We start from the raw sequence: 25,540 nt of genomic DNA on the forward strand, positions 1-25,540 counted from the left end.
AGATGAAAATCCATGAGCTTAGCCTCTAGCATAAAGTTCATATATTATACAGTTTACACCGCAAACCCAGAAGACCCTTTTTAATTTTGCTATAATAATTAATGAACTAATCTCTAAAAAATATTGAGGCAAGTATGAATCAAAACGAACCTAAACTCACTGTAGCAAAAATTAGCCCACATCCTATTGACCCTTCCGCATTGGAAACGCTAGACATAATAGGTCGTCAAAGAAATAAAGCGATAGAGTCAACTAATTTCGTAGCAGAATTCCATCATGCTAATCTTGCTGATAACTTAGCCAAGGGAATCCTTTCTAAAATAGAAAAGTTTGACGAAGAATTAGATCCTGAACGGGAAGTGGGCATAAACCTTGTATCTTTTGGTCAAACTATAACTCTTCATGTTTCAGGTATTGGCTACTAGAACCCTAGTCTTATTATTTTTTACGGGTTAACAGATAATGGAGAGCGAGTTGAGTTAATACAGCACATTTCACAAATCAGCTTTCTCCTTATAGCTTTACCTAGATTAGAGCCAACTTTACCTAAGAAGAAAATCGGTTTTATTCAACCAGAACCTTCATAACTATTAACAGTTACATATTATCAAGTCCGGTGCTACCGGACTTGTATAGTGGAACTCCGCTCGCTTTGATTCAATCAGGTTTTAGTTAGAAGTAACGTTAAGAGATCGTAGCACATTAACTCACCCTTCACCCCTTTCTCCTTTCAACCTTAAAAACATCCTCAATACTCTTCCCCGCCGTTTTCTCCTCCCACCCCATCGCCATCAAAAAACTCTCAGCAGACTGAGTTTCCACCACATCCACCCCCCATTCTCCCGTTTGCAGCGCCTCAGCATCGCTAGTCAATGGCGGAGTCTTCTTCAATCCCGCTAAAATCAAAATATCAGGAAAAAAATCATCACTTTTCCCCTGACTCATCCGCTTATCCACCAAACTTTGAGCGCAACATTCTCCCACTTGAGGCGGAGAAAAAGCATCAGTAGAAAATAAAACTTCTACCATCCAATGACCGTGATTTAATTGACGACACTTAATCTCAGGATATTGACTTAAACCATCAGCAAATACCCGAGTAAATTCTTCCCTACTTAAAGTGGGAAAAACCCCCTCGGGCAGATCAAAATTATGAGAAAGCAACATCCGCACCGTTCCCGATTCAGTCATACTTTTAGTTACTTAATTTGAGAAATAGCCAACTTAATCACACCTTGAACCGCCGCTTCTGGCTCCTTTTCCAATGCAGCTTGTAGCGGTTCAATCGCAGCCCGATCGCCCACTTTCATCAAAGACAAAGCCGCCGCCCTACGAGTTTCCCCATCACCGCGATCCAGCAACTCAATCAGATTAGGAATTGCAGGTTTATAAGCCAGATTTCCTAAAGCCGCCGCCGCCTCGCAACGCACATCAACATCAACATCCGTCAGAGACTTAACCAAAATCTCGAATAATTCATCCTTCGGTTCTTCCTGTGCAACCTTGGCGATCGCCCCTACCACCGCACCGCGCACCACAGGCGAATCAGAGGCGATCGCCTGATACAAATACTCCTTCGCCCCCGCCCCAATAAAAGCCAACGCCCAAGCCGCATGACCGATCGTACTCTCTGGCAAATCAGTTGACCCTAAAATATCCAACAAAGGCTGCACAGCCGGCTCCCCAATCCTCGCCAACGCCCCAATTGATGAACCCTTAACCACCGTATCCCGATCGTTCAACAAAGCATGAATTAAATGAGGAACCGCAGTCGGATCGGCAATCAAAGTCAGAGTTTTAGCAGCAGCACGCCGCACAACCGGATTAACATGATTTGCCAAAGCATCTAATAAAAAAGGAGTCGTCGCTTCGCCAATTTCAGCCAAAGTTTCCGCGAAACGCAGTCGAGTCATCCCCCGCGTATCTCCCAAACATTCAACCAACCGCTTCAACAGATTGGCATCGTTAGGATCGAAAGTATCTAAATCTATTTGTTCAGTAACTTCCCGAAGAAAAGCATCTGTTTCAGCGTGAGCCAATAGAATTGGATCGGCCTCCGCTTGAGCATTAGAATTGACCATAATTATCCCCTAATTATTAGTAGTTAGAGCCGCCAATTGAGCGCGAAGACTCTCCAGTCCAGCATCAATCTTAGCAAGTTCCGGCTCAATTTTAGCCATCGCCGCCTTCTGAGGTAATTTTGCCTTTTGTGCCGCAGTCATCGTTTCATTAACCAAACGTTCGCGATATTTCTCAAATTCAGCAATTACTTCTGCCAATTCTTCAACATTAGTGTCTGTTGAATTAGCAACAGTTTCCTCATTATCAGAATCCGACGGATTAAATTCTTCGTTTTCAGACATAGTTTTGATAGTTTAATAATTAGTCCGCCTAGGCGAAATTTGTGTGTGTAGCCGCGATTGCAATCGCCGGGATATTTTTTGTTTATGTAACCGCAATTTCAGTCACCGGGATATTTCGACTTTGTGTGTGTGTAGCCGCGCGCGATTGCAATCGCCGGGGTATTTGTGCTTTAAGGTGACAGCACACCCACCCCAGAAAACCTCAAGCGATTGTGTTCTAACATCTCTTCTAAAGCAGAATGAGAAATACAACGACGCTCAGAACAGTATGCCATTTGTTTAACCCCATTTATCATCTGCACAGTCATCACCCGTACCCGAAAATGATCGTTAATAAACCAACAGCGTTCCTGTCCTTGATTAGTCTCATATTCCGTCTCAATAGTCAACACCCCATCATCCGCAAAATGGTAAATACCGATGACCGGAATACCTTCAACATAGCCTCGATTTCGCAGAAACTTGCCCGTTCTCGGATTACTAGGATTAGGCACATCTACAAGAATAGCAGCATAGTTTTCGTTCGGGACTGTATCATCTAAATTATCCTGCCACATAAAACTGCATCCCCCACTAACTAAAGCGGGATCGACATTCTGCTGTTGACACACGTCTAAAATTCTGGGATCGTCTGTTGACAAAACGTCAACGATAACATTGGATTCTCCCGACTCATCAGCCGCAGCAGTATCAAAATTATGGACTGTTCGCTGAGTAAACCAAACGCCCTCACTCTTGCGAAAGAAATCCATCATAGTCATAGGTGGTGTTAGCAGCATTTCTGTGTCAAATTAGCGAGAGGAATCAGAGGGATTGAGACAAATCTCATTGAAAAACGGAGATTTCGGCTTTGACCTGAGCTTAGCCGAACTGGGAATCCGATCTGATTTTGGTTAAGAAAAATAAACAAACGTCAGTCTGGAATCCGTCAAATTCTAGGATAAATGACACAGGACAATTTTGAGCAACTCGATCGATAAATCTTCAGAAAATACAATGTCACCTCGTCAACACTCGTCTTTCCTCTCCGAACCCCTTTCTGCAACCGATATCTTACCAGCCATTCAGGAAGGCAAAAGTCTAGCTCAAACTAACCTCCCGGGAATCAACCTCAGCCAGATGGATTTATCTGGTATTGATTTCAGTGGAGCAAACTTGATTGGGGCAAACCTCAGTCAAACCAATCTGCAAGGCGCAAATCTCAAAGGGGTTGATTTACGAAGGGCAAATCTCAGAGATGCCAATTTGAGTGGAGCGAATTTAGAAGAAAGCTATCTTTTTCGTGCAGATTTACAGGGCTGTAATTTAGTCGATGCCCAGCTACAAGAGGCCAAATTAAAATTAGCTCAATATGATGCTCATACCCTGTGGCCAGAAGGATTCAATTACAAAAATTCGGGAGCTATTGGTCCCCAAGCCAATCTCAGTGGAGCTTTTCTGAATACAGCTTACCTCCGAGGCGCAGATTTACACGGCTGTAATCTGCGAGGTGCTTATCTCAGTGGAGCCGATTTAACAGGGGCAAATTTAGAGGGAGCAGCCTTAAGTGGGGCGAGCCTTCAGAATGCCTTTCTGACTGGTGCTTATTTACGGAATGCTATCTTAATTGGAGTCGAATTGCAAGGAGCGGATTTACGAGCGGCTGACTTAACCGGGGCAAATTTAGAGCAACTAAAGAGTATTGCTGGCGCTGATTTTACCCTAGCACAAGGACTCACCCAAGAGATGAAAGCCATGCTTTGCAGTCGCGATCGCAAAGAATTAGGAACTTGGAATGCTTTTACTCGTAACAATACCGCTCAGAGTCTTGGCTCTCAGGTAGGATAAATTTACACTGATTGTTGAACTTCTGGAATGTGGCGTTCTAAATCGAACAGAAAACCGTGAATATATTCCTCAGTCCACTCCTCACCATAGAACCGGGTAAACATTCCTCTAGCGGGATCTTTTGCAGCACGATAATTAATATAACGTCGCTGTGCCTCAAGAATCTCTCCAAGTCGCTGACTATCTGTGACAGGTGGCGCTTGCTCAACTAAATCGAGATAAGCTTGAAGATAATCCTTAAAAGCTTCAAAGACCGTAGTTTGCACAGCCTCTGTTTCCTTGGGACGAGTCCAAAGAAAAGCAGGAGAAAAGAAAGGTTTTGCCTCGTCAGGAAAATCTCCTCCCCAAGGCAACTCCTTTTGATAAGTGTTAAACATCGGTAAAATCGGATCTGAGTATTGCTTCTGGTAAGCCGCATCGTGAAAAAGAGGCTGCATATCTAAAGCAATTAAATGTCCCCCCGGCAAGGTTACTAAGTCCGCCCCAAAAAATGGCAAGTCATAATTTAACTGGGGGAAAATCACAAAATTAAGTACCTGGAGAGCATCACCACCCTCAACATGAGCCGCGCGAATTTGCCGTAATTTTGAGGACTTAAAAGCATGACTTGTCGTCACAACCAACTGCTCTTTTTTCCCCTTCCCAGTTAGAGATTCTTTCCGTTCAAAACCTGCCGGAATGGGATAGGGAGCCAAGTCAAGTCGTTCTTTTAGAAGTGGGATGGCGTAATCTAAGAAAGGCTGATAAAGAGTCATTGTTAACTTATCTTACCCCCGCTGGAACTGCTAAGGGAACAGCATCTTCAAACAAAAACTCGTACAGAAATCGATCTGACCATTCATGCCCAAAATAGCTGCCGAATAGCCCTGACGCAGGATCGCGTTCCGCACTATACTGATCGTAATCTTTCTGTGCCTTCACAATCCGCTGAATCTCTTCGGGAGTGTTAAGCGGGGAGGCTTGCTCTAACATTTGCCAATACAACTGAACATATTCTTGATAGGCTGGAAACAAACGAGTTACAACCGTTTCTGCATCAGTTTTAGCAAATAGCAAGTTCTTGGAAAAATACTGGTTCGCATCGTAAAACTTCATTTCTAAGTCTTGCGTTAAATCCTTGTATTTATCCTTAAGGGCGCTCATTGGCTCGATATATTTGTCTATATAGGCGCGATCGCGGAATAAAGGTTGAAAATCCAAGACCACCAAAATTTTCTTCTGTCCAAAAGCTAAAAAATCAATTCCTAGTAAAGGCAGATCGTAATTATAATTCGGATAAATGACACTATTGAAAATCTGTGCCGTTTCTCCCGCATCAATGTATGTGTAACGAATCTTTCGCAATTTGGGACATTGATAACACCAACTTTGAATCGTGGCGGGATTTTTGCCTCTTTCACTCACCACCGATTCCAATCCAGAGGGAATGGGACGACTCTCTAGAGCAAAACGTCCAAACAGTTCTTTTTCTAAGAATTCCTGAAACGGCTTAAACATAGATTAAAATCTTGCTCCTTCAATCTTTCCCTCAAAACACAATCATAAGGGATTGCCTTAAATCTTGTCTCTGTTTTTGACAAACAAAGTAATATTTCGTTACGAAACTCTGTTGTGCGCTCAGGATTCCCAAGAAAAACTCTGTACCAACTGTCATTAAACTGCTGCAATTGTAATAAATCTTAATAAACTCCCTCATAATTTTAGTCTATCCTAGTAAACTATGTGTAATTTAATAACTATGCAATTAAGTGAAAGAGCAAAGCAATTAATTCCCCAAGCCAGAATTGTCAGTTTTGCCACTTGGAAAAACTTATATTCAGATGAAGTAATTGCCATTTTTCAAGAGGCTGACGATCAAAGTCGATATCTCACAGATGAGGATTTAGAACGCATTAAAAATCTTGCTCCTCATCTCTCTTTAATGCTAGAAAAAGCCCGATTATTGCGAGAGCAAGCTCCTAATCTTGTTGCTGATGCGAGGAAAAAGGTATTAGCCGACTTTCCAAATATCACCGATCTTGGTAATGACCTTTATCCTCCCGAACGTGCTGAAGCCTGTTGGCGAGATTTTTTGCAGTTCCTGCGCTGTATCACCTATGGAATTGCAGGTAACAGTCCTCAATTTACTAGCCAAGAAGGACTCAAAAACATGGAGCTACTCTATCAAGAATTGCGGGTTCCTGTTTCGGCGATGCTCTGTGGACTAGAACAGTTGAAAACAGTTAGTTTGCAGCAATTTAATTATGAAGACCGCGATTTATTGAGCCTCTATTTTGACCATTTAATCGCTGGGTTAAAACAATTTAATCAAGTTTAATCAACTAAACAGTATCAGATTCCTTACTGTTTAGTTGATTGAGCAGATTTTCTAAAGCAGCAGCAACGACTCGATGATTTGAGTCTTGCCGAAGTTGACTTAAAATTTCCTTAGCCTGCGGATCGTCAAAATGTTGCAAAGCAGATGCGACGTGCTGACGCATACCTTCATACTCAGAATTAGCCAGCATTAATAGCTGAGAAAGTGCAGCCTGTTCCTGATTAGTTCCGGCTAATGTACCAAGTGCATCCACAGCAGCTTCCTGAGTGGTTCTATCTTCTCCAGCTAAGGCTTCCATACAGACCTCAAAGAGTTCGCTTTCGCACTCCATATCAACCAAAACAGCCAGAATACTACGACGAACTAACCAGTGGTCATCCTGCAAAAAAGTCAAGACTAAATGAGATGCAGCACATCGACCAAAAAGCGAAAGAGAATTAGCAGCCTCAGCTCGCACATTCGGCGTATTATCAAATTTCATGATTTGGAGCAATGCGGCGAAGGAATCGGCGGTTTGTTGTGTCCCGAATGCCCGGCTGACAAAGGAACGTACTAAGAATTCCGGGTCATCGAGTTTGCCTTTGAGCAAGGGAACGGCAATCTCTGGTTTATAATCCTTGAGAGCAGCGACGGCCTTGAGTCGATACTGAAAATCAGGATTGTTCAGAGACGTTTCGATTTCGTGAATATCCATAACCACAACCAAGTATAATTTTTATTTATTTTAACCAAAAAGTTCCTAATTTTGCAAATAACCAAAGAGCTTTTAACACTTAATAACCTTCGCGGTTGTTATAGCTAAGCTCTTTGATCGAATCGAGTCTGAAAACAGCCGTACTTGAACCAATATTGTCGCAGTTCATGATGCGGTGTATGCAAACTGGCTTTAGCCTGATAGAGAATCACTTGTCGATGATTTCCCATCCAAAGTCGTTTGCCTGGTTCAACAGAAATTAAGCACCCTCCTAGAATGTTAACACATTCCTCAAATCGCTCAACTGCTGGATAGTCTAAAGTTTCAAAAATTAGCAATTGACCGGAAAAAATTAGGTGACGACTTCTGATCCAAGCCTGCATTTTTTTACCAGCTATTGGGGGTAGCATCTTTCAGATACTCAGCTTGAAAACCGAGTGATTTATTTTTAGTTTCAAATTGACCAGAGAAAAAGAGCGAATAATAAACTCGCTCTAGAGAAAGTAGGAGATACCAAACTTCAATGAAGACCAAGGTGAAGTCTAGGTAAATTTAGCCAACTTCAGTAATACTGAGAATTTTGCCTCCCATTTTCTGAATATTTTTAATTTGCTTAGACATTTGAGCATAGCTGACTTCATAGCTGATATTGCTCACTCTGACCTTAGCACCACCAGACTTAGCAGCAGTAATCCGAAAACGTTTACCAGTTGTGCTAGAGGCTCCACTGGTACTAACGCTAGAAAGTTTGATTTTCTGAGGCAGGTTGCTCGCAACCGTAGCAATTAATTGAGCTTGATTACTGCTATCGCTAGTAGCTGCTCCTCCCAGCAAAGAAAGCATCCGATTAAACCCGACATTCTTGATACCAGTTTGGCTGCGAATGTTCCGAGGATAAGGCACAATATTCTCGCCAAAGTTCTGGCTGTAATCGTCACTATCGATATAAGAATCGATTTCGGCTTCATAGCCTTGACCGTTACAAATTTGGACGTGTTCCGAAATCTCCGTCTGTTCTAAAGGAGCGCGACCAAGCAAATGCTTGCAGTTTAACTCGATGAACCGATAGGCAGAATTGGTGTTAAAAAATAGAGACTGATACAGGTCGGATTTTGCCACTTGTCTGACAAAATCACGCACCGTAATATCACCATTGCGAAGCAAAGATTCGGCACTGGTGAGACGCTGACTTTCCATCAGGTGAGCATTTCCTAACACCTGTCGGTAAGCAGCACGAATGACGACTTGTAAATCGTCTTCGGTTGCATTGGAGCGAAGTTCTACGGGGTCACTCACGAAAGAGGCTGTTAAACTGGACATTGTTTTTTCCTAACGTTAATTAAAGTTTGATTGAGAGTATAAAAAAAGTTACTGTTGGTTGAAATAGCTTGACCGAGGCGAACACATCTGTTATTTAGGCACAGAAAAACTATCTGTTTCTATGGTTATCGCTTTCATAATTGCGAGGGTGATAAGATAAAAATCGCGATTGTTTCCGAGAGGGTAGAGAAGCAAATCTTTACTTCTCTACCCGCGAATCACTTTAGGCTTCAAGCAACTTCTGTGATGCTGACAATTTTGCCGCCTGCACGATGAATGCGCTGAATTTGCGGAGTCATCTTCGCACCGGATACAAGATATTCAGTGTTACTTACTCGGCGAGGACTATCAAATTTAGACCCCTTGACTAAAATCTTGAAGGTCTTTTCGGTGGCATCTTTGTAAGCGCTGATCCGACCGCCTGTTGTTGGTAAAGTAATCTTGTTACCGCTATTGCCAGCCACAAAATCTACTAAGCGAGAAGCGGTAAAAGCACTATCAACTCCTGCATAACCTTGATACAGGGAAAGGGTGCGATTATAGCCGACTTGCTTTTGTCCGACTTGACTTTTTGCTCCTTGATAATAAGGAACTGTATTCTCGCCAAATTTTTCCTGATATTCTGGACTATCGAGATAAGAATCAATTTCTGCCTCGTAGCCTTCTTGGGTAGACCGGCAAATATGCTCAGAAAGTTCCTCTTGAGCTAAAGGAGCGCGACCCAACAAATGTTTGAAGTTTAGCTCGACAAAGCGGTAAGGAGCGCAGGATTCAAAATACCGACTGCGATAAAAGTCAGATTTAGCCACAGCGCGGACAAATTCTCGTACCGTTATCGTGCCATCGCACAACTTGGATTCTGCAATCGTCAAGCGTTCACTTTCCATGACATGGGGATTGCCCAATACTTGCTTGTAAACAGCGCGAATTACCGCCTGTTTATCATCGGAGCTGCTCGTAGCCCAAAGTTCTACTGGCGCATCTAAAACGACACTCATTGAGTTTCTCCTAAGAATAAATAACGCTTCAAAACAGGGAATTAGGGATTGTGAAAAACACGCTCAGGGAGATAATTCCCCAAGCCGTTAAGGCAGAAGTTTGAGCGGTTGTTAGTTGACAGCAGTGATGCTGGAAATTACGCCGCCTTGTTTGTGGATGCGTTGATATTCTTGCGAGAGCCTATCAAATGGTACGAGATAGGCTTGATTGCTAGAGCGAAATTTAGAGACTCGGTTCATCACAGTCCTTGCTGAAGAACGATATCCAGTCACAGTAATGCGATAAACTTTGCCTTCTGTGGAGGCGCCTAATCCAGCACGAGTACGTGAATTGATACCAGACTCTTGGAATGCCCAACCATCTCCAACTGCACCACCTGAAGGGGGAACAATGGGTAGGGGGGTTTGCTGAATCACGAATTTATTCAGAACAGGGGTTTTTCCAGAAATACTGCCCTTGAGGTCGCTACTGGAAGCTCCCCGCAAGAGAGCAAACATATGAGTAAACCCAACCATATTTTGTCCTGGCTGGGTTTTGTAGCCTCGGTAATAGGGAACGATATTTTCCCCGTAGGCATTTTGGTATTCATCACTGTCGAGGTAAGAATCAATTTCTGCCTCGAAGCCTTCCGTATCTAAAATGGTGCTATGTTCTCTCATTTCTTCTAAGCCATCAGGAGCCCGACCTAGAAGATGTTTGAAATTGAGTTCAATAAACCGATAGCGAGGACAAGTATCAAAAAAGCGAGAGCGGTAAGCGTCTGATTTTGCCAGAGCGCGGACAAATTCGCGCACACTGAATTCACCACTTTTGAATTGGGATTCAGGAATTGTCGCTCGTTCACTTTCCATGACGTAAGCATTTCCCAAAACTTGCCGATAAACGGCACGAATAATGGTTTCTACTTCTTCTTCTGAACGTCCTGGCATCAGTTCTAAACAGGGTGTTTCTTCAAATAAACTGACTCCAAGTCGAGATGCAGGTCCAAAAACCATTGAAAAAATCTCCACAATTGTATTACATGAAAAACTACCATACTTAGACGTTATATTAGAAAACTTTGCATAACTTAACATTAAGCCTGATTTAGGAGCTTATTTGTACTACATAAAGAGATTGAGATATTGCTCGGAGTCTCTTATTGTAAGAAATGCGATGTAGTACATTTTATTTTTGTAATACATGATGAATGTGACTTGAAATTATTAAGCCGATAAGTTATAAGATGTGAGGTAACTCAGTGGCAAAACTTTGACGCTTTTCAAAATGTAGAGAGCCAAAAGCCGAACCCCAAACCTGTTGATGATTATTTACATCCAGACCTCGATCGAGGCTACTCCAAGTTGTTTCTGTAATTTCCACATCACTAACTAGGTAGGTTGAACAACCTCTTTTTTCGATGAGACAAAGGTTTCCAGGTTCGACACTGCCTCGAAACATTTCGCCGTCTCGTTTAAAAATCATGGAACAGTGATAGCGTCGTTGCAAACTATCTGGTTTAATAGTTTTGAGAATGCTTAATTCTCGTGCAGCTCCGGCGTACTGTATTGGGTCTTCGAGGCTATAATTTTCAATATAAATCTGATCTCCCTGGTCAATTAAGCGATGAACTCCCTGACGATAGGGAGTCCACAGATCGTGATCGTAAACCTGTTCAGAGTAAAAGCCAATGGCATTGAAAAATTCAAAGGGTAAGGGACGAAAAAATATCCGAATATGGGCAAATTGTTGTGGGTTATCGAAGGATTGTTGATAGTTACTAAAATCCCCAGCCATCCACTGAGCTAAAGTGATTAAATCATTGCTTTTAACGGAATTCATAAGCTAAGAAGAAGGTAAAAGAAATTTTGATAGCAATTAGTAATTCACTAATTCCCTGACAGTGAACGAATCTCTGAGGAAAATGATGCCGTTACTACTCCACTTCCTCCACTGGTTTTAATTAGGGAAACACGAAACCGTAAATTAGGATTAGCAAACCAGATTTTTTCTTCCGCTGCGGCGTGTTCGTAGCTAGTCAACAGCACAAAAGTTCCATCCTCTGTGATGTGATAGTCACCTGCTGCGGCAATAGTTTCAGCATAACCTTGATCTCGTAATAACTTACCGCGATTAGGCACATTTGGATCGGGGATTGGTACAAGAATACAACTCCCCTTAACCTCAGAATTCTCATCCCAATCTGACTCACCCTCCCAACTCATTTGAAAAGGCATTACTGCTTGGGATGGGTCAACATTATACAATTGACAGAGTTCCATTACTGCCCGATCGTCCGGTGAGATAGCAGCGATATCAATGACTGACTGCACAGCTTCAAAGTGTCTGAAAGTCAAATGATGGGCGCTGCGCTGCGATCGCCACCGTCCTAGAGAATTTTCAACAAACTGCTTAATATTGTTCATGGAAAACATTGTACAGGGGCAAGAGCAAAAATATTCTTGTCTTGAGAACTCCACTTTTTGCGCCCCTGTCCACGAAAAAAAAGTGCTTTTAGCCACAAAAGTAACAAATTGTTACTTTGTTTCTCAGGAAAGAGACAGAGGCAACACCCCAGAGATATATTCAAAACCATCAAGTTAGTCACCAAGTTGACCAACTCTGATTCAGAAATAATTTTTCTAAGTTAAGGAGAACTCAATGCTTGACGCTTTTTCAAGAGCTGTACTTTCAGCCGATGCCAGCACCTCCACCGTCGGTGATATTGCTGCCCTCAGAGATTTCATTGCCAACGGCAACCGACGCTTGGATGCTGTAAACGCGATCGCCAGCAACGCTAGCTGCATGGTTTCTGATGCTGTTGCCGGTATGATCTGCGAAAACCAAGGCTTGATTCAAGCTGGTGGTAACTGCTATCCTAACCGCCGCATGGCTGCTTGCTTGCGCGATGCAGAAATCATTTTGCGCTATGTCACCTACGCTTTGTTGGCTGGTGATGCTTCAGTTCTTGATGACCGTTGCTTGAATGGTTTGAAAGAAACCTACGCAGCTTTGGGCGTTCCTACCACCTCCACCGTGCGTGCCGTTCAAATCATGAAGGCTCAAGCCGCTGCTCACATCCAAGACAATCCTAGCGAAAAATTTGCTGGTGCTAAGCTCCGCAAAATGGGCAGCCCTGTAGTAGAAGATCGTTGTGCTAGCCTCGTTGCTGAAGCTTCCAGCTACTTCGATCGCATCATTTCTGCACTGAGCTAGTCAGTTGCTAATCGCAATTCGCTCAGCAAAATTGAAACTACGCTCACTGTCGTCAAAATCACTTTAGGAGTTTTAGGAAATGAAATCAGTTCTCACCACCGCTATTGCCTCTGCTGATGCAGCAGGCCGCTTCCCTAGCACCTCAGATTTAGAATCAGTTCAAGGTTCTATCCAACGCTCTGCTGCTCGTTTAGAAGCTGCAGAAAAACTAGGCAGCAACCTCGACGCAGTTGCTAAAGAAGCTTATGATGCTTGCATCAAAAAGTATCCTTACTTGAACGAATCCGGTCAAGCTAACTCCACCGATACTTTCAAAGCAAAATGCCATCGTGACATCAAGCACTACCTGCGCTTGATCCAATACAGCTTAGTTGTTGGCGGCACAGGTCCTCTGGACGAATGGGGTATTGCTGGTCAACGCGAAGTTTACCGCGCTTTGGGCTTGCCTACTGCTCCTTACGTTGAAGCATTGAGCTTTGCTCGTAACCGCGGTTGCGCTCCTCGCGATTTGTCTGCTCAAGCTTTGACTGAGTACAATGCTCTTCTTGACTACGCGATCAACTCCCTGTCCTAATTAACTGACAGGTTTGTAATGTCGTGACTGGGTAGTTTCTACCCGACAAGTCTAGGAACTCTTGGCTCGTTGCTTTACCAATTTTGGTGAGGTAAGGGTAAAGAATTCTTAGGCTTGTTATTGTGTTTTAATAGGCATATCATATTATAGTTATTGCATACTGCTAATTTTATGGATAAACGCTTTTTTAGTTTTTTTAATTTAACGGAAGACCAGGCGATCGCCCTTTTAGATACGCCCCAAGCGGAAATCGGGGAAGAGGATTCCCGCTACATAGCTGCTTCCCACTTGATCAATTTCTCAACAGATCGATCGATCGCAGCACTGATGCGAGCAGTACAACAAACCGATCCGGTGCTGGAAAACCGGATTGTGCGCCGCAAATCGGTGGAAACTTTGGGAAGACTGCAAGCTGTGCAAGCATTGCCGGTGATTCGCACCTGTCTGGCCGATGATGACTGCTACACGGTGGAAAATGCCGTCTGGGCGATCGGCGAAATTGGCACTCAAGATCCGGATATTTTAGCAGAAGTTGCTCAATTGCTGGACAAACCGGGACAAACCTACCGGGTAATTATTCACACCCTAACTAAATTAGATTATCAGCCAGCCTTAGCCAGAATTCGCAGATTTGTCGATGATATTGACCCGCCGACTGCTAGTGCTGCGATCGCCGCAATTTGTCGCTTAACTAGAGACTTTTCTGAAATGGGAAAAGTTGTCGCGATGTTGCAACACAAAAATGTCCTTGGGCGCCGATTATCTATTCAGGATTTGATAGATGCGCGTTACTACGATGCAATTCCAAATATTGCTAGATGTCCGGTATCTTTAGTCTTTCGGCTCAGAGGAATTAGGATGTTAGCAGAAGCAGGAATTGCCGACAAAACCCTGAGCTTTGCTACCATTAAACCCCATTTAGAACAAACCTTAAGAGACTATCCAGGGAATTTAGATTTAGTGCATAGTTATGAAAAATTACCCGACTTACCGTTTTTGATTCGCCAATTATACGAAACAGATTTTGGACGTTGCTATTTAGCAGCTAAAACGATACTTGAAAATTACTCAGAGGATGCACCAGCCGCCCTGTTTTGGACCTTTGCTGAAGAAGCAAATAATGACTATGGAGCGCATTTTCATGTGGTAAAATTGTTTGGTTGGTTAAAACATTCTCCAGCCTACGATTTGTTATTGGAAGCTTTGCATCACTCCCAACCCCAGTTTCAGAAATCCCGTGCAGGGGCGGCGATCGCCCTGGGAGAACTGGGAGAACAACGTGCTATTCCAGAATTGAAAGCCTGTCTGGAAACTAAAATCTGGGATTTGAAGTATGCTGCATTAATGGCACTAGAAAAACTTGGTGATGTCAGCGGGTATGAAATTGCTGCTGCCGACCAAGATTGGTTGGTTCGAGCTAAAGTAGATGCTCATACTTCTGTAACATCCGAATTATAGCTGTAGGGACACGGCAGTGGTGTGTCCGGTATCTGTAGGGACACGGCAGTGCCGTGTCCCTACCTGAGAAATGTAATATCTTAATTAAGCTTAAAATACAACACCTAAAACCACAAAAACCATGACAACAGATGCTTTGTTTGAACAACTAAAACACCCGAATCCTCATCTGCGCGATCGGGCAATGTTTGAAATTGCTGATTCCCGCGATGAAAATACAATTTCTCGACTGGTGGGCATTTTAGATGAAGAAGATGTCACCTATCGTCGGGCGGCGGTAAAAGCCTTGGGCGTGATTGGTGAAGATGCCGTGCCATCGGTGGTTGAGGCATTGTTAAACAGTGATAACGTGACTGTGCGAGGGAGTGCGGCGAAGGTATTGGCACAAATTGCGATTAATTATCCAGATTTGCCGTTTCCTGAAGCGGGCTTGCAGGGATTAAAAAAGGCGATCGACGATCCGAATGCTGTGGTTAATATTGCTTCAGTGATGGCCTTGGGGCAGATGGGTTCCTCTGCTTTTGAGATTTTGGTGGAGTCGCTGAATACAACGGATAATGTGGCGGTACAAGTGGCGATCGTGAATGCTCTTGCTTCTGTGGGCGATCGACGTTGTGTAGAAGTTCTGACCACATTTGCGAATGATGAAGCCGTGGATTCTTATGTGCGGGAATCAGCCACAAGTTCTTTATCGCGGTTGGATTTGGTGATGAATTATAAGCGTGCAGATAGTTAGATTTGGTGACATTTTTAGCACTACTCTCGATCGCACACAGCACTTGCAGCCGACTAAGCTACGATCGAACTTTGGGCGTTGCTGATTCTGGCGTATGAATCAACTTTTCGCTGGAAGTTACAAAACTCACCCTCAAGCGGGCTTATAGCAATTGGGAAATCTTGAATTCATACCTGTATTCAGCAACGCCAGCTTTCAGAGTTAACTGGAGTTGATGTGGGAATGCAAATTGAGCCCTACGACCCTCGCCACCTTGATGCTGTTATTCGTCTTTCGCTTCGGGCCTGGACTCCGGTCTTTGATTCGATTCAGAAGGCGATGAACGCTGATGTGTACCAGGCATTCTATCCGAATCATTGGCGCGTGAGCCAGCAAAAAGCTGTGGAGGATGTCTGTGCTGCGGAAGACACGAATGTATGGGTTGCGATCGATGCAGATTCTACTGTGGGCTTTGTCGCCGTGAAATTACACTCAGAGGACAGCATGGGTGAAATCTACATGGTTGCTGTCGATCCAGACTTTCAAGGCCGCGGCATTGGTAGTGCTTTGATAGAATTCGCTCCCTGTTGGATGAAAGATGCGGGGATGTCTATTGCTATGGTTGAGACTGGGGGCGATCCTGGCCATGAAAGAGCCCGTTACACCTATGAAAAGGTGGGCTTCGAGCTATTCCCAGTCGCCAGATACTTCAAGAAGCTCGCTTGTGCAGATGTGTTGATTTCGCTCGCGCATTGTATACTTCAACTTAATGCGATCGCCCGATCTTATGAGTGAAGTGGTAATTCAAATAGCCCCAAAGCTAGGCGGTAATTCCACTAAATTCAAATCGAAAATTCTACTTGTACACCGATCATATAGCAGAAACGAGGAGCCCAGATGACTCTAAACCAACAAGGAATAGTAATGATGCCTCAGGAAGGCGATGTTTTGACAGTTGCCGGTGATGTTGTCACGTTCAAGGCATTGGGGCAGAACACTCAGGGGCAATATGCGCTATTTGAGATTTTATGTAATCCTGAGGTCGGTACGCCTCCCCATATTCATAGTCGTGAAGATGAAGCGTTTTACGTTCTTGAGGGTGAAGTCGAGTTTCGCTTAGATGACCAAACGATTTTGGCAACACCCGGTACGTTCTTACATTCTCCCAGGGGACAAAAACACAGTTTCAAAAATACTGGAACGACGCGAGCGCGAATGCTGTGTTGGGTAACACCTGCTGGGTTGGAGATGTACTTTGCTGAAGTTGGGAGACCTGTAGCCGATCCACTCAATCCACCTGTGCCCGATCAGGCTGCGATCGATAAGCTGCTAGCGACTGCACCCAAATATGGGCTCACAACCTTACCCCCTGAAGCGTAAGTCCTTATCAGCTACAGGTTGTAATCAAATAAAGGCTAATCGTTGGAGATTCTAATTGGAACTGAAGAGAGATTGCGGGTACGACCAATCCTTCGACAGTGAAGTGTGAGTGCTAGATTCCCCGGTTGAAATCTAATGCAAGCGATCGCATTCTATCCTTCAACTTAATCCTCTAGAGAGAGGAAAGTTTTAGAACTGCCTGGTAAAACACGATCAAATCGTCCGCCAATTTGAAGCATCTTTTTTTTACTTTTCAGATGCGAAATGCCGGAAATTTAGGCTGCAAACAATCAGAGGGGATTTGTTGTGAGATATCAAAGGCTGCAATCACTGTTCCACGATCGCTCGATCGTTCTGGGCTTCTCGATCGTCGCCCTTGTCGTTTCAGTCTTGCTGTTCATCTCTAAGTCCAGCTTGTTTCAGACTTCTGCGATCGCACAAATCCCGACACAATCCCCGCCATCGAATCCCTGGAAATAGCAATAACAGCTACTCATCAGGTTTGGTTTGGCAAAGCCAATTTTTGATAGGCCTGTCGAATAGGAATCTGAATGATGAACTCTGCCCCCTGACCGGGATGAGAAACACACTTCAACTGTCCGCGGTGTTTTTCTACCACAATCTGGTAGCTGATTGACAGCCCCAGACCAGTGCCCTTCCCTATGGGTTTCGTCGTGAAGAAGGGGTCGAACAGCCGCCGGTTCACTTCCTCTGTCATACCGGGGCCATTGTCGCAAATGCGAATCACAACAAATTGGGGACTTTTCCTGGTCGGGGCGAGGTTGTGGGAATCCACCTCAACCGAAGAAACTGTAGAGCTTTCGGCAAGGGGGGGATTGGAAATCGGGGATTTTTCTTCTTCCGCATACCCCACGGAGGTGCGAATCGCGATCGCCCGCGGCCCCCTTTGGTCATGGAGAGTGTCAATCGCATTCGCCAGTAAATTTACAAACACCTGGTTAAGTTGGCCGGCATAGCACTCCACCAGCGGCAGCGGGCCGTACTCTTTAATGATTTGAATAGCAGGCTGGTCTAGTTTAGCTTGCAGTCGGTGCTGCAAAATCAGTAGCGTGTTATCGATGCCCTCATGGATATCGACCTCTTTCATTTCCGCTTCATCCAGTCGCGAGAAGTTTCGCAGGGAGAGGACTATTTCGCGAATTCGGTCTGCCCCCACTTTCATCGAATCCAGCACTTTAGGTAAGTCTTCCATCAAGAACTCTAATTCGATTGCCTCCATATCCTCAACAATCGCTGCTGTGGGATGGGGGTATTGTTCTTGATAGAGTTTCACCAGTCCTAGTATGTCTTCACAGTAAGTCCTGACGTGAGTCAGGTTGCCATATATGAAGTTAATCGGGTTATTGATTTCGTGGGCAACCCCTGCCACCATCTGTCCGAGGGAGGACATTTTCTCAGTCTGAATTAGCTGGGTCTGGGTGCGCTTGAGTTCTTGGAAAGAAAGCTCTAGTTGTTCGGCTTGTTTTTTTAATTGCGCTTCTGATAGTCGCAGAGCTTGCTCTATCTGCACGCGATCGCGAATTTCCTGGCTCAGGAGCAGATTTTTTTCCTTTAATTCCTGCGTCCTCTCTTCCACTTTATGTTCTAAAGTCCGGCTGTAATCTTCTAATTGCTCATTGGCTTGTTTCAGGTTGTCAGTCGCCTCAGATAAATTGGCATAGAGTCGGGCATTTTCCAGGGAAATCGCCGCTTGAGAACAGAGCACGGTTAAAACTTCCAGGCGATCGGGAGTAAACGCGCTCCTTGTCAGATTATTTTCCAAGTAAAGCAGACCAATGAGCTTTCCTTTATGGACGACCGGCATACATAAAATGGACTTCGGTTGGGCGTTAACAATATAGCTATCCCTGGTAAAAAGTCCCTCCTGACTTGCATCATTTAAGACCACATTTTTCTGAGTTCTAGCCACATAATTGAGGAGAGAAAACGGCAATTTATGAGTATTTTCTCTCGGTGTGGATTGCAGGACTACGACCACATCATTATCTATGGTTGCCGTCCCTTCTACCACCAGTTGACCATCTTTTTCTAAAATGAAGTAGCTTTTTTCAGCCCCAGCATTCTCGATCGCAATTTTCAATAACTTAGAAAGCAGACTTTCCAGAACAATTTCGCCAGAAATAGCTTGAGAAGATTTCATCACAGAGGCGAAATCCAGTGCTGCCAAACTCCCCGTAGTCGTCGAGCTCGTCGTCCGCGATACGTCGAAGCTGGGGACTTCTTCAGCCAGTATTCGCGAGAAGAATTCAGGATATTCTTCTGATAAATCCTGCACTTTTGCTTTCGCTCCCCAGCGAATATAGCCATAGTAAGCATCCGTCAAATAAATCTCCGCTATCTTCTCCCGGCCGCGAGAGAAATAAAACTCGGCAGCCAGTTCATTAGCTATGGCTTCTTCTTGAATGTATCCCTGCTCTCTGGCTCCTTGAATGCTAGCGTCATAATACTCCATCGCTTTTCCAATTTTCCCCAATACCCGCGCTTTCTCCGCCTCCACTAATTCGTACTTGTGTTGATAATTCATCGGCCCATGTATAGCCCATTGCTGCATTTTTTTCTGATTTTTCGCCACTTGCTTCAAGGATTCTTTTTGTTCGCTGCTGGAAACTTGGGGATATTGAGCAAGGAGAGCCAGAGAATAGTAGAAATTGTATTCCGCACCACTCATCAGACCGGGCACACCATCTTTGTATTTTTCTGCTGAGCGGGCGCTCTTGACTGAATGAGCGTAATCTTTAAACAAATAAAGTCGAATCAATTTTGTCAGGTGAGCAAAAAAAATAAACATATGTTTATTATCGGCAATTGACTGTTGCAGGAGTTCTTCTTCATTCAACAATTCACCCTTGAGCATATATTCCTCTTCAGATGCGGCGAGTAATTGTAATACCATTACTCTCCACGTCTTTAAGTAAGGAATATGCGAATCTTGTTTAAGTTTCAGCAGTAAATCAATATATTGCGCCTGCTTCTGAGCAACTAATTCCAGCGGTTGACCTGTAAAAAATATATGATCGCAATAGTAGATATAATTATAACCAACATCTTCTAAATCTCCAGTCTCCAGACCGCTTTTAATTCCCTCAACCATTGGCGCTAAACTTTCCTTGCCATGCTCTTTCCAGTGTCTAATATGAGCATTAAAAACTACATATACGTAAGATTTTAGTTCTTTGGCATCAAAGCGCTCCAACAAATTTAACGCTAGTTGTCCAAATCGATATCCCGCCTCTATTTCACCGAAAAGCCCGCACAGAAGTAAGCCATAAACCGCATACCCAGCAGTAGCCTGGGGCGAATTACCATATTGGATAGACAGATCAATCATTGTAAATGCAAATTGGGGAAATAAGGCAGGAGCCACATGATAAGAAAGAGGAGCAGATTTCAATAATATCCCCATCGCCACTAGCTTATTGAGATCCGTCATTTCTGGCAGATTAGCTAACGCATCAGTATTCATTTCTTGTGGAGGTTCCGAACAAAGGGAGACACCCAGCATACCCAGAACTTGCAGCCCAATATCGAACGCGACTTGTATCTGGTTTTGCTGGGAATAAAACTGCATTTGGATTTCATAAACTTTGACTTTTTCGAGCAGAGTTTTCGCGTGTTTAAGAGCATCCTCAGAAAGGATTTTTGCTCGCTCGAAGTTGATGTTTAGAAATTCCACCGCCGCCGCTTCCGCATACAGAGGGAACGTCAGGTCATACTGAGTTTCCCAGCTATCTTCTCTGAGGAGTTCTAGCCCCACCCGTAGTTGTCTGGCGGCAGTTTCATAAGCTGTTGCTGCCTTAGCTTTTTTGCCGGCTATCAAATTTAATCGGGCTAGACGATCTTTTTCTGCCTGATCCGTGATGCAGTCAGCCCCAACATTTAACTGATTGACAATTTCAAAGATATTTTCTTCAATCTCCTCTGCTGGAGTATGCTCCAGTAGCAGTTCACCAATTTTCAAGTGGGTCTGTTGTTTCTGAGATTCCGGAATAATAGAATACGCCGCTTGCTGCACCCGGTCATGGAGAAATTTGTAAGCGATAAGCGCGTGATGGCTGTAAGGCAAAGGGGCAGGTGAGCATGATAGCAGAGGAGAATCTTGAGCTATTCTCTCCTCTGCTTCCCTGCTCATTTCATCGGAGGTAAAAACGAGAGGGATTTTGTAGGCTTCGCTCAGGGGCAAAACCAAGCCAGCCTGAAGTGCTTCCCACAAATCAGTCGCCGTTTCCGACTGAGATTTTTCATTGACAATAGCCAGAACGTCTAAATTAAATTTGTCTCCAATACAGGCGGCTAATTTTAAGACATCCTGCGTCTTTTCCGGAAGTTTTTGAATATTTCTGGCAATCAGTTCGACGACATTATAATCCGTGATGCCTACCGCTTGAATTTGGTTCAATGACCACTGCCAGCACCCAGCACTGAATTCAAAGGTCAATAGCTTTTCTTGATGCAGAGTAGCGAACATCTGAGTCAAGAAGAAAGGATTGCCCTGGCTTTTATTGAAAAGTAGCTCGGACAATTCAGAAACTCGGTTTCTCGGAGCGGAAGACTCATTCAGGGTATCGGCTACCAGCAAGCTGACGTTGCCAATATCCAAAGGACGGAGGGTGATATTATTTACAACCGCCCCATTCTTTTGAATCTCTTCCAACGTCAGCATCAACGGATGCGTCGGACTAACTTCGTTATCTCGATAGGCTCCCATCAACAGTAAATATTTGCTGTCCGGGTCACAAATCAGCAGGTGAATCAACTTGAGCGATGCCGAATCTGCCCACTGTAAGTCATCCAAAAAGACGACGAGCGGGTGTGAGGGTTTAGTAAATACATGAATGAATTCTTTAAACACCCGATTAAAGCGATTTTGGGATTCAGATGGCCCCAATTGCGGAACAGCTCCTTGAGGGCCGACAATCAGTTCGACTTCGGGAATGACATCTACTATGACTTGGCCATTTGAGCCTAAAGCTTCTAAGAGTTGCTCTTTCCAAATGGCTAGTTTTTCCGAACTTTCTGTTAACAGATGCCGCATCAAGCCGGCAAAAGCTTGAATCAAAGAAGCATAAGGAATATTTCGCTTTAATTGGTCAAATTTACCAGAGATAAAATAGCCGCGCTGCCTGAGAATCGGTTTTTGAACTTCATTCACTAAGGAAGATTTGCCAATCCCTGAGTAACCGCTCACTAGCATCATTTCGCTGGTTCCGCCGGAGACTCGCTCAAAGGCTGCCATCAAAGTGGCTACTTCTTGCTCGCGACCGTAGAGCTTTTGCGGGATGAGGAATTCTCCAAATTTATCCGTCTTACCGATGGGAAAGTTGTCAACTTTTCCCTTCGTTTGCAGTTGATGACGGCATATTTCTAGGTCAGCTTTTAGTCCCAGGGCGCTTTGGTATCTGTCTTCAGCCGTTTTGGCTAATAATTTCATTACGATGTCAGAAATTGCTTCGGGAATCTCACCGATTTGCTGATGGGGTGGCACTGGTCTTTTAGCGATATGGCAGTGAATTAATTCCAGGGGGTCGGTGGCTTGATGGGGCAGCTTTCCAGTCAGAATTTCATAAAAGGTGACACCTAATGAGTAAAAGTCGGTGCGGTAGTCAATTGAGCGATTCATCCGCCCGGTTTGCTCTGGAGACATATAGGCGAGGGTGCCTTCTAGCAAGTTGGGATTGCTGAGGCTCTGGTTTTCTCGCTCTAGGTACGTGGAAATGCTAAAATCTATAATTTTAATTTGATCTGTTTTGGAGTTGATAATGATATTCTGCGGTTTAATATCTTTATGGATAATCTTATTTTCATGCAGATGAGCTAGGGTTTCTGCCAGATGAATTGCCAGACTTAGAAATTCGCTTATTTCAAGGTGTTTAGCTGCGATTAGGTTTTTCAGAGATTTCCCCCCAAAATCTTCTAATATCAGCGCCAGACCGTTATTATGCTTTTCCAAAGAGTGAGCTTTGACAATCCCTGTCATGTCGAGAGTTTTGAGGATTTTATATTCATGTCTCAACCGCGCGATTTCTTCTATTGTGGGATACTCGGCTTTGAGGGTTTTTATTATAACCTGAGTTGGCTCGGACTCCCGAACCCCCCGATAAATAACTGTATTGACACCTTCATGAAGGGGCAACGATAAGAGTTTGTAACCGAGGAGCGTGGTTTTCATATTTTTTTTTCGATGAGTCCGATTATTCAGGCATGGAATTGATAGATGGGAACCTGAGACAGCTATGTTCGATCGCCTGTAGGGAAAAATTAAACTAGCAGGGAATCAGCTTGTTAGCAAGTCGCAATATTTTCTCCGCTCATTCAATGCTAATGTACATCATGGTCTAATGTTTAACTATAACTATAATACCTCTGCTGGAGTTGGAGAAGCAAGAATTGGCGCTTGGACAAGCACATCCAGATAAATTATGCGAGCGCACTACCTCAACCGTCTATTTAAATGTCTCTGGACGTCCTGGGCACAAATGCTTAAAGTTTTCCGAGCTCAGGTTTTTTACATCCAAGTAGCTGATTATGTGTCTCAGCCTAAATTATTCCAGCTTAAAATTATACATCTTACGAGAACATATTTGCAGCACTTCGACCGGGCGCGATCGTTGCTCTTACCAGGGTACAAGTTGCGATCGCCTTCCCTACTTTTGCAAGAGGTTTATTGTAAGAGTGTGCTAGCCATGACTGAGTTACTTGAGCGCGCGTTAACGAAGCCCTCGAAGAAGATCGGTAAGCTGAAAGCGTTGTCTGCAAGTGAGCAAGAGGCGGCTCAATGATTCTGAAAGAACTTGAATACGATCCCAGATGCGATCGAGCATTTGTTCGTTCTCTCGACGCTATTGCCAAACTTGCAGCCTCAGCAATGGCTGAGTATTCCGCAGGTAAAACCCAAGAATTCGCTCCAGAAAGATTGTGAAGTCGCGTATTACAGCCCCATTCCGTAACAGAATCTAAAGTTACAAAAAATGGGGAATGTATGCAAACAATCTCTTTGAGTCGTGAAAAAGTCGCGCGTCGTGCGAAACATTTGTATGAGAGCAGCATCCGCCCTAAAAATGAATTAGAAGAGAATATTGGCAATACGGTCATCATTGATATAGAAACAGGCGACTATAATAAAGTTGATGAAAATAGTTGGCACGCTGCTGATTACCTGAGTGTGAAACATCCCAATGTTAGACTCTTTGGTATCCTTATTGGATATAACGTTGCTGGAGTTCTAGGTGGTTTCATGGAGCCTGTGCCTAAGTGATTTTACTTATATAGCGATCGCAAATCATTCATAAATCGATCGAGGGTTCGATCGAGCAGTAGTTTCATGAGAATGTTGGCTCAAAATCACCAAACTTGTGTAGCTTGGGAAAGTCAAAGCTTTGCTGCTGTATGGTAAAATTGAAGAACCATTTAACCAAGGAAAAAGAACCGATCCGATTCCCAAATTTTCTCACCCAAGTTTTGGCATGGAGCCAAATATCCTCTACGGGATTCTGCAGGCGGAGCATTGGGAGCAAACAGGACACAAGTCAAAGGCCATTCATCCTTCTGTTTGCCTCGATTAACTTCTTCTAGGTAAGCCTTCATCTCTTTATATTTGTGGTAACTAGCTCCATCCCAAATAATCAAGTGTCTCGCTTCAGGATTAAAGGATTGTAAATCCTTTAAGAAATCGACCGTATTCTCGGAATTTGCAGTCGCATATTCTCGCAGAACGAACTGTTTGGTTAAATAATCGATCGCACCGTAATAAGTTTGTTTTTCTCTCTGATTTACCATCGGTATTTCTATTCTCTCATTGCGCCTTCCCCAAAGATAGCCACAGACATCTCCAAGCGAGAAGGTGACACTCATCAATCAAATACACCACAAGCTTTCTCGACTCTATAGCTTCTCGATGTTCTTCGAGAGTTTCACAAATTTCTTGGTGCTTTTTTTTGACAAGCTCTTCATCACCTTTTGGGTGCTTTTTTTGAGACTTTTTCCAGCTAATTCCCGCCGACTTAAACAGTTGACAGTAGCTGGTTTGAGATTTAAATTCAATCTGATATCGCTCTGCTATATAATTAGCAACAGCAGATATATCCCACTGGTTTTTATTGATTAACCATTGGACAATTTCCTCCCGTTCTTCTGGCTTAAGCTGTCCCTGCGAGCCTTGATGATTTAAGAGCAATCCTTCAATTCCATACAACGCATAATTGATTTTCCACTTACTGATAAATGGAGATGATACTCCCAAAATTGTTTGAATAGTTTCGCGACAGAGCCCTTCAATTAGCATCCGAACAGAAGACAGCTCTTTTTAGTTCTCTTGGGTCGGGATTGCCGGCAATAAAATTTTCGAGTTCTAATAAACCTTGGGCTTCATCTTCTCTAAATTTGTCTGAGGATTTCTCTCGGATCATTTTAACTCCTACTTAGATTTACATCCCTCATTATACACGTTCGAGGATTTACAAATCATTTGCGATCGCTATAGTAGTTGATAGATATGCTAAACTTAATTTTATTGAATTTTGCTTTAAAGTCAAGCTATTTGACTTTAACTGTATGAGAAATTTCACTGCCGTTGTTCAGAAACACCCTGACACTGCTTTATATGTCAATACGGTTTACTTAAGGTCTAACAAGTGATAAACTATATGATATACAAAAAGTAAATCAAGTATAGTGCCGTACA

At 43.7% G+C, this 25,540-nt stretch carries 27 protein-coding genes and 1 pseudogene; 13 read left to right on the forward strand and 15 right to left on the reverse strand.

The annotated features are described in order from the left end of the window. Positions 1-134: 134 nt before the first annotated feature. Together QUA54_RS30695 and QUA54_RS34635 are read left to right on the forward strand one after the other, a co-directional pair. Positions 135-425, forward strand: coding sequence for a hypothetical protein (locus QUA54_RS30695; protein ID WP_333418405.1), 291 nt, complete (start codon positions 135-137; stop codon positions 423-425). 15 nt (positions 426-440) lie between these two features. After that, positions 441-587 (forward strand): DUF6173 family protein, encoded by a 147-nt coding sequence (locus tag QUA54_RS34635; protein WP_445301606.1) that lies wholly within the window; start codon positions 441-443, stop codon positions 585-587. A 127-nt stretch (positions 588-714) separates the two neighbouring features. On the opposite strand, the gene QUA54_RS30700 is transcribed toward QUA54_RS34635, so the two are convergent. The 4 genes from QUA54_RS30700 to QUA54_RS30715 all read right to left on the reverse strand — a co-directional run bounded on the left by QUA54_RS30700 (position 715) and on the right by QUA54_RS30715 (position 3,118). Beyond that, positions 715-1,191, reverse strand: coding sequence for a DUF2656 domain-containing protein (locus QUA54_RS30700; RefSeq protein ID WP_333418407.1), 477 nt, complete (start codon positions 1,189-1,191; stop codon positions 715-717). 8 nt (positions 1,192-1,199) lie between these two features. Then, the gene (locus QUA54_RS30705) at positions 1,200-2,081 is read right to left on the reverse strand and encodes a HEAT repeat domain-containing protein (protein WP_333418409.1); all 882 of its coding nucleotides are present in this window, start codon (positions 2,079-2,081) and stop codon (positions 1,200-1,202) included. Between the two features lie 9 nt (positions 2,082-2,090). Next, positions 2,091-2,363, reverse strand: coding sequence for a hypothetical protein (locus tag QUA54_RS30710; RefSeq protein ID WP_333418411.1), 273 nt, complete (start codon positions 2,361-2,363; stop codon positions 2,091-2,093). Between the two features lie 170 nt (positions 2,364-2,533). After that, entirely contained in the window at positions 2,534-3,118 is a 585-nt protein-coding gene (locus QUA54_RS30715) for a phycobiliprotein lyase (protein WP_246276670.1), read from the reverse strand. A gap of 241 nt (positions 3,119-3,359) precedes the next feature. Between QUA54_RS30715 and QUA54_RS30720 the strand changes: the two genes are divergently transcribed. Next, positions 3,360-4,190 (forward strand): pentapeptide repeat-containing protein, encoded by an 831-nt coding sequence (locus QUA54_RS30720; RefSeq protein ID WP_333418413.1) that lies wholly within the window; start codon positions 3,360-3,362, stop codon positions 4,188-4,190. Positions 4,191-4,192: 2 nt separating this feature from the next. Here QUA54_RS30720 and QUA54_RS30725 read toward each other — a convergent pair whose 3' ends face one another. Next, complete coding sequence (locus QUA54_RS30725) at positions 4,193-4,945, reverse strand: phycoerythrobilin:ferredoxin oxidoreductase (RefSeq protein ID WP_333418415.1); 753 nt, start codon at positions 4,943-4,945, stop codon at positions 4,193-4,195. A 7-nt stretch (positions 4,946-4,952) separates the two neighbouring features. Then, complete coding sequence (locus tag QUA54_RS30730; RefSeq protein ID WP_333418417.1) at positions 4,953-5,687, reverse strand: 15,16-dihydrobiliverdin:ferredoxin oxidoreductase; 735 nt, start codon at positions 5,685-5,687, stop codon at positions 4,953-4,955. 241 nt (positions 5,688-5,928) lie between these two features. Between QUA54_RS30730 and QUA54_RS30735 the strand changes: the two genes are divergently transcribed. Then, complete coding sequence (locus QUA54_RS30735) at positions 5,929-6,507, forward strand: phycobilisome protein (protein ID WP_333418419.1); 579 nt, start codon at positions 5,929-5,931, stop codon at positions 6,505-6,507. Between the two features lie 4 nt (positions 6,508-6,511). Here QUA54_RS30735 and QUA54_RS30740 read toward each other — a convergent pair whose 3' ends face one another. The 7 genes from QUA54_RS30740 to QUA54_RS30770 all read right to left on the reverse strand — a co-directional run bounded on the left by QUA54_RS30740 (position 6,512) and on the right by QUA54_RS30770 (position 11,925). Further along, the gene (locus QUA54_RS30740) at positions 6,512-7,201 is read right to left on the reverse strand and encodes a HEAT repeat domain-containing protein (protein WP_333418420.1); all 690 of its coding nucleotides are present in this window, start codon (positions 7,199-7,201) and stop codon (positions 6,512-6,514) included. Between the two features lie 104 nt (positions 7,202-7,305). Beyond that, positions 7,306-7,584, reverse strand: coding sequence for a CpeR family transcriptional regulator (locus QUA54_RS30745; RefSeq protein ID WP_333185472.1), 279 nt, complete (start codon positions 7,582-7,584; stop codon positions 7,306-7,308). A gap of 169 nt (positions 7,585-7,753) precedes the next feature. After that, positions 7,754-8,521 carry a phycobilisome rod-core linker polypeptide gene (locus QUA54_RS30750; protein WP_333418422.1) on the reverse strand — a complete coding sequence of 256 codons (768 nt, stop codon included), beginning with the start codon at positions 8,519-8,521 and terminating at the stop codon, positions 7,754-7,756. Positions 8,522-8,751: 230 nt separating this feature from the next. Continuing rightward, positions 8,752-9,519, reverse strand: coding sequence for a phycobilisome rod-core linker polypeptide (locus QUA54_RS30755; RefSeq protein WP_333185468.1), 768 nt, complete (start codon positions 9,517-9,519; stop codon positions 8,752-8,754). 111 nt (positions 9,520-9,630) lie between these two features. After that, the gene (locus QUA54_RS30760; protein ID WP_333185466.1) at positions 9,631-10,515 is read right to left on the reverse strand and encodes a phycobilisome linker polypeptide; all 885 of its coding nucleotides are present in this window, start codon (positions 10,513-10,515) and stop codon (positions 9,631-9,633) included. A gap of 223 nt (positions 10,516-10,738) precedes the next feature. Continuing rightward, positions 10,739-11,341 carry a chromophore lyase CpcT/CpeT gene (locus QUA54_RS30765; RefSeq protein WP_172186509.1) on the reverse strand — a complete coding sequence of 201 codons (603 nt, stop codon included), beginning with the start codon at positions 11,339-11,341 and terminating at the stop codon, positions 10,739-10,741. A gap of 47 nt (positions 11,342-11,388) precedes the next feature. Next, positions 11,389-11,925, reverse strand: coding sequence for a phycobiliprotein lyase (locus QUA54_RS30770; protein ID WP_333202883.1), 537 nt, complete (start codon positions 11,923-11,925; stop codon positions 11,389-11,391). A 235-nt stretch (positions 11,926-12,160) separates the two neighbouring features. Here QUA54_RS30770 and cpeB point away from each other — a divergent pair, with 235 nt between their 5' ends. From cpeB to QUA54_RS30805, 7 genes are all read left to right on the forward strand, one after another. Next, complete coding sequence (gene cpeB / locus QUA54_RS30775) at positions 12,161-12,715, forward strand: C-phycoerythrin subunit beta (protein WP_333185462.1); 555 nt, start codon at positions 12,161-12,163, stop codon at positions 12,713-12,715. A gap of 79 nt (positions 12,716-12,794) precedes the next feature. Then, entirely contained in the window at positions 12,795-13,289 is a 495-nt protein-coding gene (locus QUA54_RS30780; RefSeq protein WP_333185460.1) for a bleomycin hydrolase, read from the forward strand. Positions 13,290-13,460: 171 nt separating this feature from the next. Continuing rightward, positions 13,461-14,747: a HEAT repeat domain-containing protein gene (locus QUA54_RS30785; protein WP_333418426.1), complete on the forward strand. Its 1,287-nt coding sequence runs from the start codon at positions 13,461-13,463 to the stop codon at positions 14,745-14,747. A gap of 121 nt (positions 14,748-14,868) precedes the next feature. Next, on the forward strand, positions 14,869-15,483 hold the full coding sequence (locus tag QUA54_RS30790; protein ID WP_333418428.1) for a HEAT repeat domain-containing protein: 615 nt from the start codon (positions 14,869-14,871) through the stop codon (positions 15,481-15,483). A gap of 222 nt (positions 15,484-15,705) precedes the next feature. Beyond that, a complete protein-coding gene (locus QUA54_RS30795) occupies positions 15,706-16,257 on the forward strand; it encodes a GNAT family N-acetyltransferase (RefSeq protein ID WP_445301605.1) in 552 nt (183 codons plus the stop codon). Between the two features lie 102 nt (positions 16,258-16,359). Continuing rightward, positions 16,360-16,842, forward strand: coding sequence for a quercetin 2,3-dioxygenase (locus QUA54_RS30800; protein WP_333202891.1), 483 nt, complete (start codon positions 16,360-16,362; stop codon positions 16,840-16,842). 306 nt (positions 16,843-17,148) lie between these two features. Continuing rightward, entirely contained in the window at positions 17,149-17,322 is a 174-nt protein-coding gene (locus QUA54_RS30805) for a hypothetical protein (RefSeq protein ID WP_333418432.1), read from the forward strand. Between the two features lie 16 nt (positions 17,323-17,338). On the opposite strand, the gene QUA54_RS30810 is transcribed toward QUA54_RS30805, so the two are convergent. Next, positions 17,339-23,029 carry an AAA family ATPase gene (locus QUA54_RS30810; RefSeq protein ID WP_333418433.1) on the reverse strand — a complete coding sequence of 1,897 codons (5,691 nt, stop codon included), beginning with the start codon at positions 23,027-23,029 and terminating at the stop codon, positions 17,339-17,341. Positions 23,030-23,635: 606 nt separating this feature from the next. Here QUA54_RS30810 and QUA54_RS30815 point away from each other — a divergent pair. Further along, positions 23,636-23,779: a hypothetical protein gene (locus QUA54_RS30815; RefSeq protein ID WP_333418435.1), complete on the forward strand. Its 144-nt coding sequence runs from the start codon at positions 23,636-23,638 to the stop codon at positions 23,777-23,779. 60 nt (positions 23,780-23,839) lie between these two features. Continuing rightward, complete coding sequence (locus QUA54_RS30820) at positions 23,840-24,115, forward strand: hypothetical protein (protein ID WP_333418437.1); 276 nt, start codon at positions 23,840-23,842, stop codon at positions 24,113-24,115. 64 nt (positions 24,116-24,179) lie between these two features. Here QUA54_RS30820 and QUA54_RS30825 read toward each other — a convergent pair. After that, positions 24,180-25,265 (reverse strand): annotated as a pseudogene (locus QUA54_RS30825) (IS630 family transposase). Between the last annotated feature and the right edge of the window lie 275 nt (positions 25,266-25,540).

It is taken from the genome of Microcoleus sp. MOSTC5 (genome assembly GCF_036701825.1).
GTDB lineage: Bacteria > Cyanobacteriota > Cyanobacteriia > Cyanobacteriales > Microcoleaceae > Microcoleus > Microcoleus asticus.

Coding starts and splice junctions, on each gene's coding strand:
- QUA54_RS30695 (WP_333418405.1), top strand. CDS start 135: ATGAATCAAAACGAACCTAAACTCACTGTAGCAAAAATTAGCCCACAT.
- QUA54_RS30700 (WP_333418407.1), bottom strand. CDS start 1,191: ATGACTGAATCGGGAACGGTGCGGATGTTGCTTTCTCATAATTTTGAT.
- QUA54_RS30705 (WP_333418409.1), bottom strand. CDS start 2,081: ATGGTCAATTCTAATGCTCAAGCGGAGGCCGATCCAATTCTATTGGCT.
- QUA54_RS30710 (WP_333418411.1), bottom strand. CDS start 2,363: ATGTCTGAAAACGAAGAATTTAATCCGTCGGATTCTGATAATGAGGAA.
- QUA54_RS30715 (WP_246276670.1), bottom strand. CDS start 3,118: ATGATGGATTTCTTTCGCAAGAGTGAGGGCGTTTGGTTTACTCAGCGA.
- QUA54_RS30720 (WP_333418413.1), top strand. CDS start 3,360: ATGTCACCTCGTCAACACTCGTCTTTCCTCTCCGAACCCCTTTCTGCA.
- QUA54_RS30725 (WP_333418415.1), bottom strand. CDS start 4,945: ATGACTCTTTATCAGCCTTTCTTAGATTACGCCATCCCACTTCTAAAA.
- QUA54_RS30730 (WP_333418417.1), bottom strand. CDS start 5,687: ATGTTTAAGCCGTTTCAGGAATTCTTAGAAAAAGAACTGTTTGGACGT.
- QUA54_RS30735 (WP_333418419.1), top strand. CDS start 5,929: ATGCAATTAAGTGAAAGAGCAAAGCAATTAATTCCCCAAGCCAGAATT.
- QUA54_RS30740 (WP_333418420.1), bottom strand. CDS start 7,201: ATGGATATTCACGAAATCGAAACGTCTCTGAACAATCCTGATTTTCAG.
- QUA54_RS30745 (WP_333185472.1), bottom strand. CDS start 7,584: ATGCAGGCTTGGATCAGAAGTCGTCACCTAATTTTTTCCGGTCAATTG.
- QUA54_RS30750 (WP_333418422.1), bottom strand. CDS start 8,521: ATGTCCAGTTTAACAGCCTCTTTCGTGAGTGACCCCGTAGAACTTCGC.
- QUA54_RS30755 (WP_333185468.1), bottom strand. CDS start 9,519: ATGAGTGTCGTTTTAGATGCGCCAGTAGAACTTTGGGCTACGAGCAGC.
- QUA54_RS30760 (WP_333185466.1), bottom strand. CDS start 10,515: ATGGTTTTTGGACCTGCATCTCGACTTGGAGTCAGTTTATTTGAAGAA.
- QUA54_RS30765 (WP_172186509.1), bottom strand. CDS start 11,341: ATGAATTCCGTTAAAAGCAATGATTTAATCACTTTAGCTCAGTGGATG.
- QUA54_RS30770 (WP_333202883.1), bottom strand. CDS start 11,925: ATGAACAATATTAAGCAGTTTGTTGAAAATTCTCTAGGACGGTGGCGA.
- cpeB (WP_333185462.1), top strand. CDS start 12,161: ATGCTTGACGCTTTTTCAAGAGCTGTACTTTCAGCCGATGCCAGCACC.
- QUA54_RS30780 (WP_333185460.1), top strand. CDS start 12,795: ATGAAATCAGTTCTCACCACCGCTATTGCCTCTGCTGATGCAGCAGGC.
- QUA54_RS30785 (WP_333418426.1), top strand. CDS start 13,461: ATGGATAAACGCTTTTTTAGTTTTTTTAATTTAACGGAAGACCAGGCG.
- QUA54_RS30790 (WP_333418428.1), top strand. CDS start 14,869: ATGACAACAGATGCTTTGTTTGAACAACTAAAACACCCGAATCCTCAT.
- QUA54_RS30795 (WP_445301605.1), top strand. CDS start 15,706: ATGCAAATTGAGCCCTACGACCCTCGCCACCTTGATGCTGTTATTCGT.
- QUA54_RS30800 (WP_333202891.1), top strand. CDS start 16,360: ATGACTCTAAACCAACAAGGAATAGTAATGATGCCTCAGGAAGGCGAT.
- QUA54_RS30810 (WP_333418433.1), bottom strand. CDS start 23,029: ATGAAAACCACGCTCCTCGGTTACAAACTCTTATCGTTGCCCCTTCAT.
- QUA54_RS30815 (WP_333418435.1), top strand. CDS start 23,636: ATGATTCTGAAAGAACTTGAATACGATCCCAGATGCGATCGAGCATTT.
- QUA54_RS30820 (WP_333418437.1), top strand. CDS start 23,840: ATGCAAACAATCTCTTTGAGTCGTGAAAAAGTCGCGCGTCGTGCGAAA.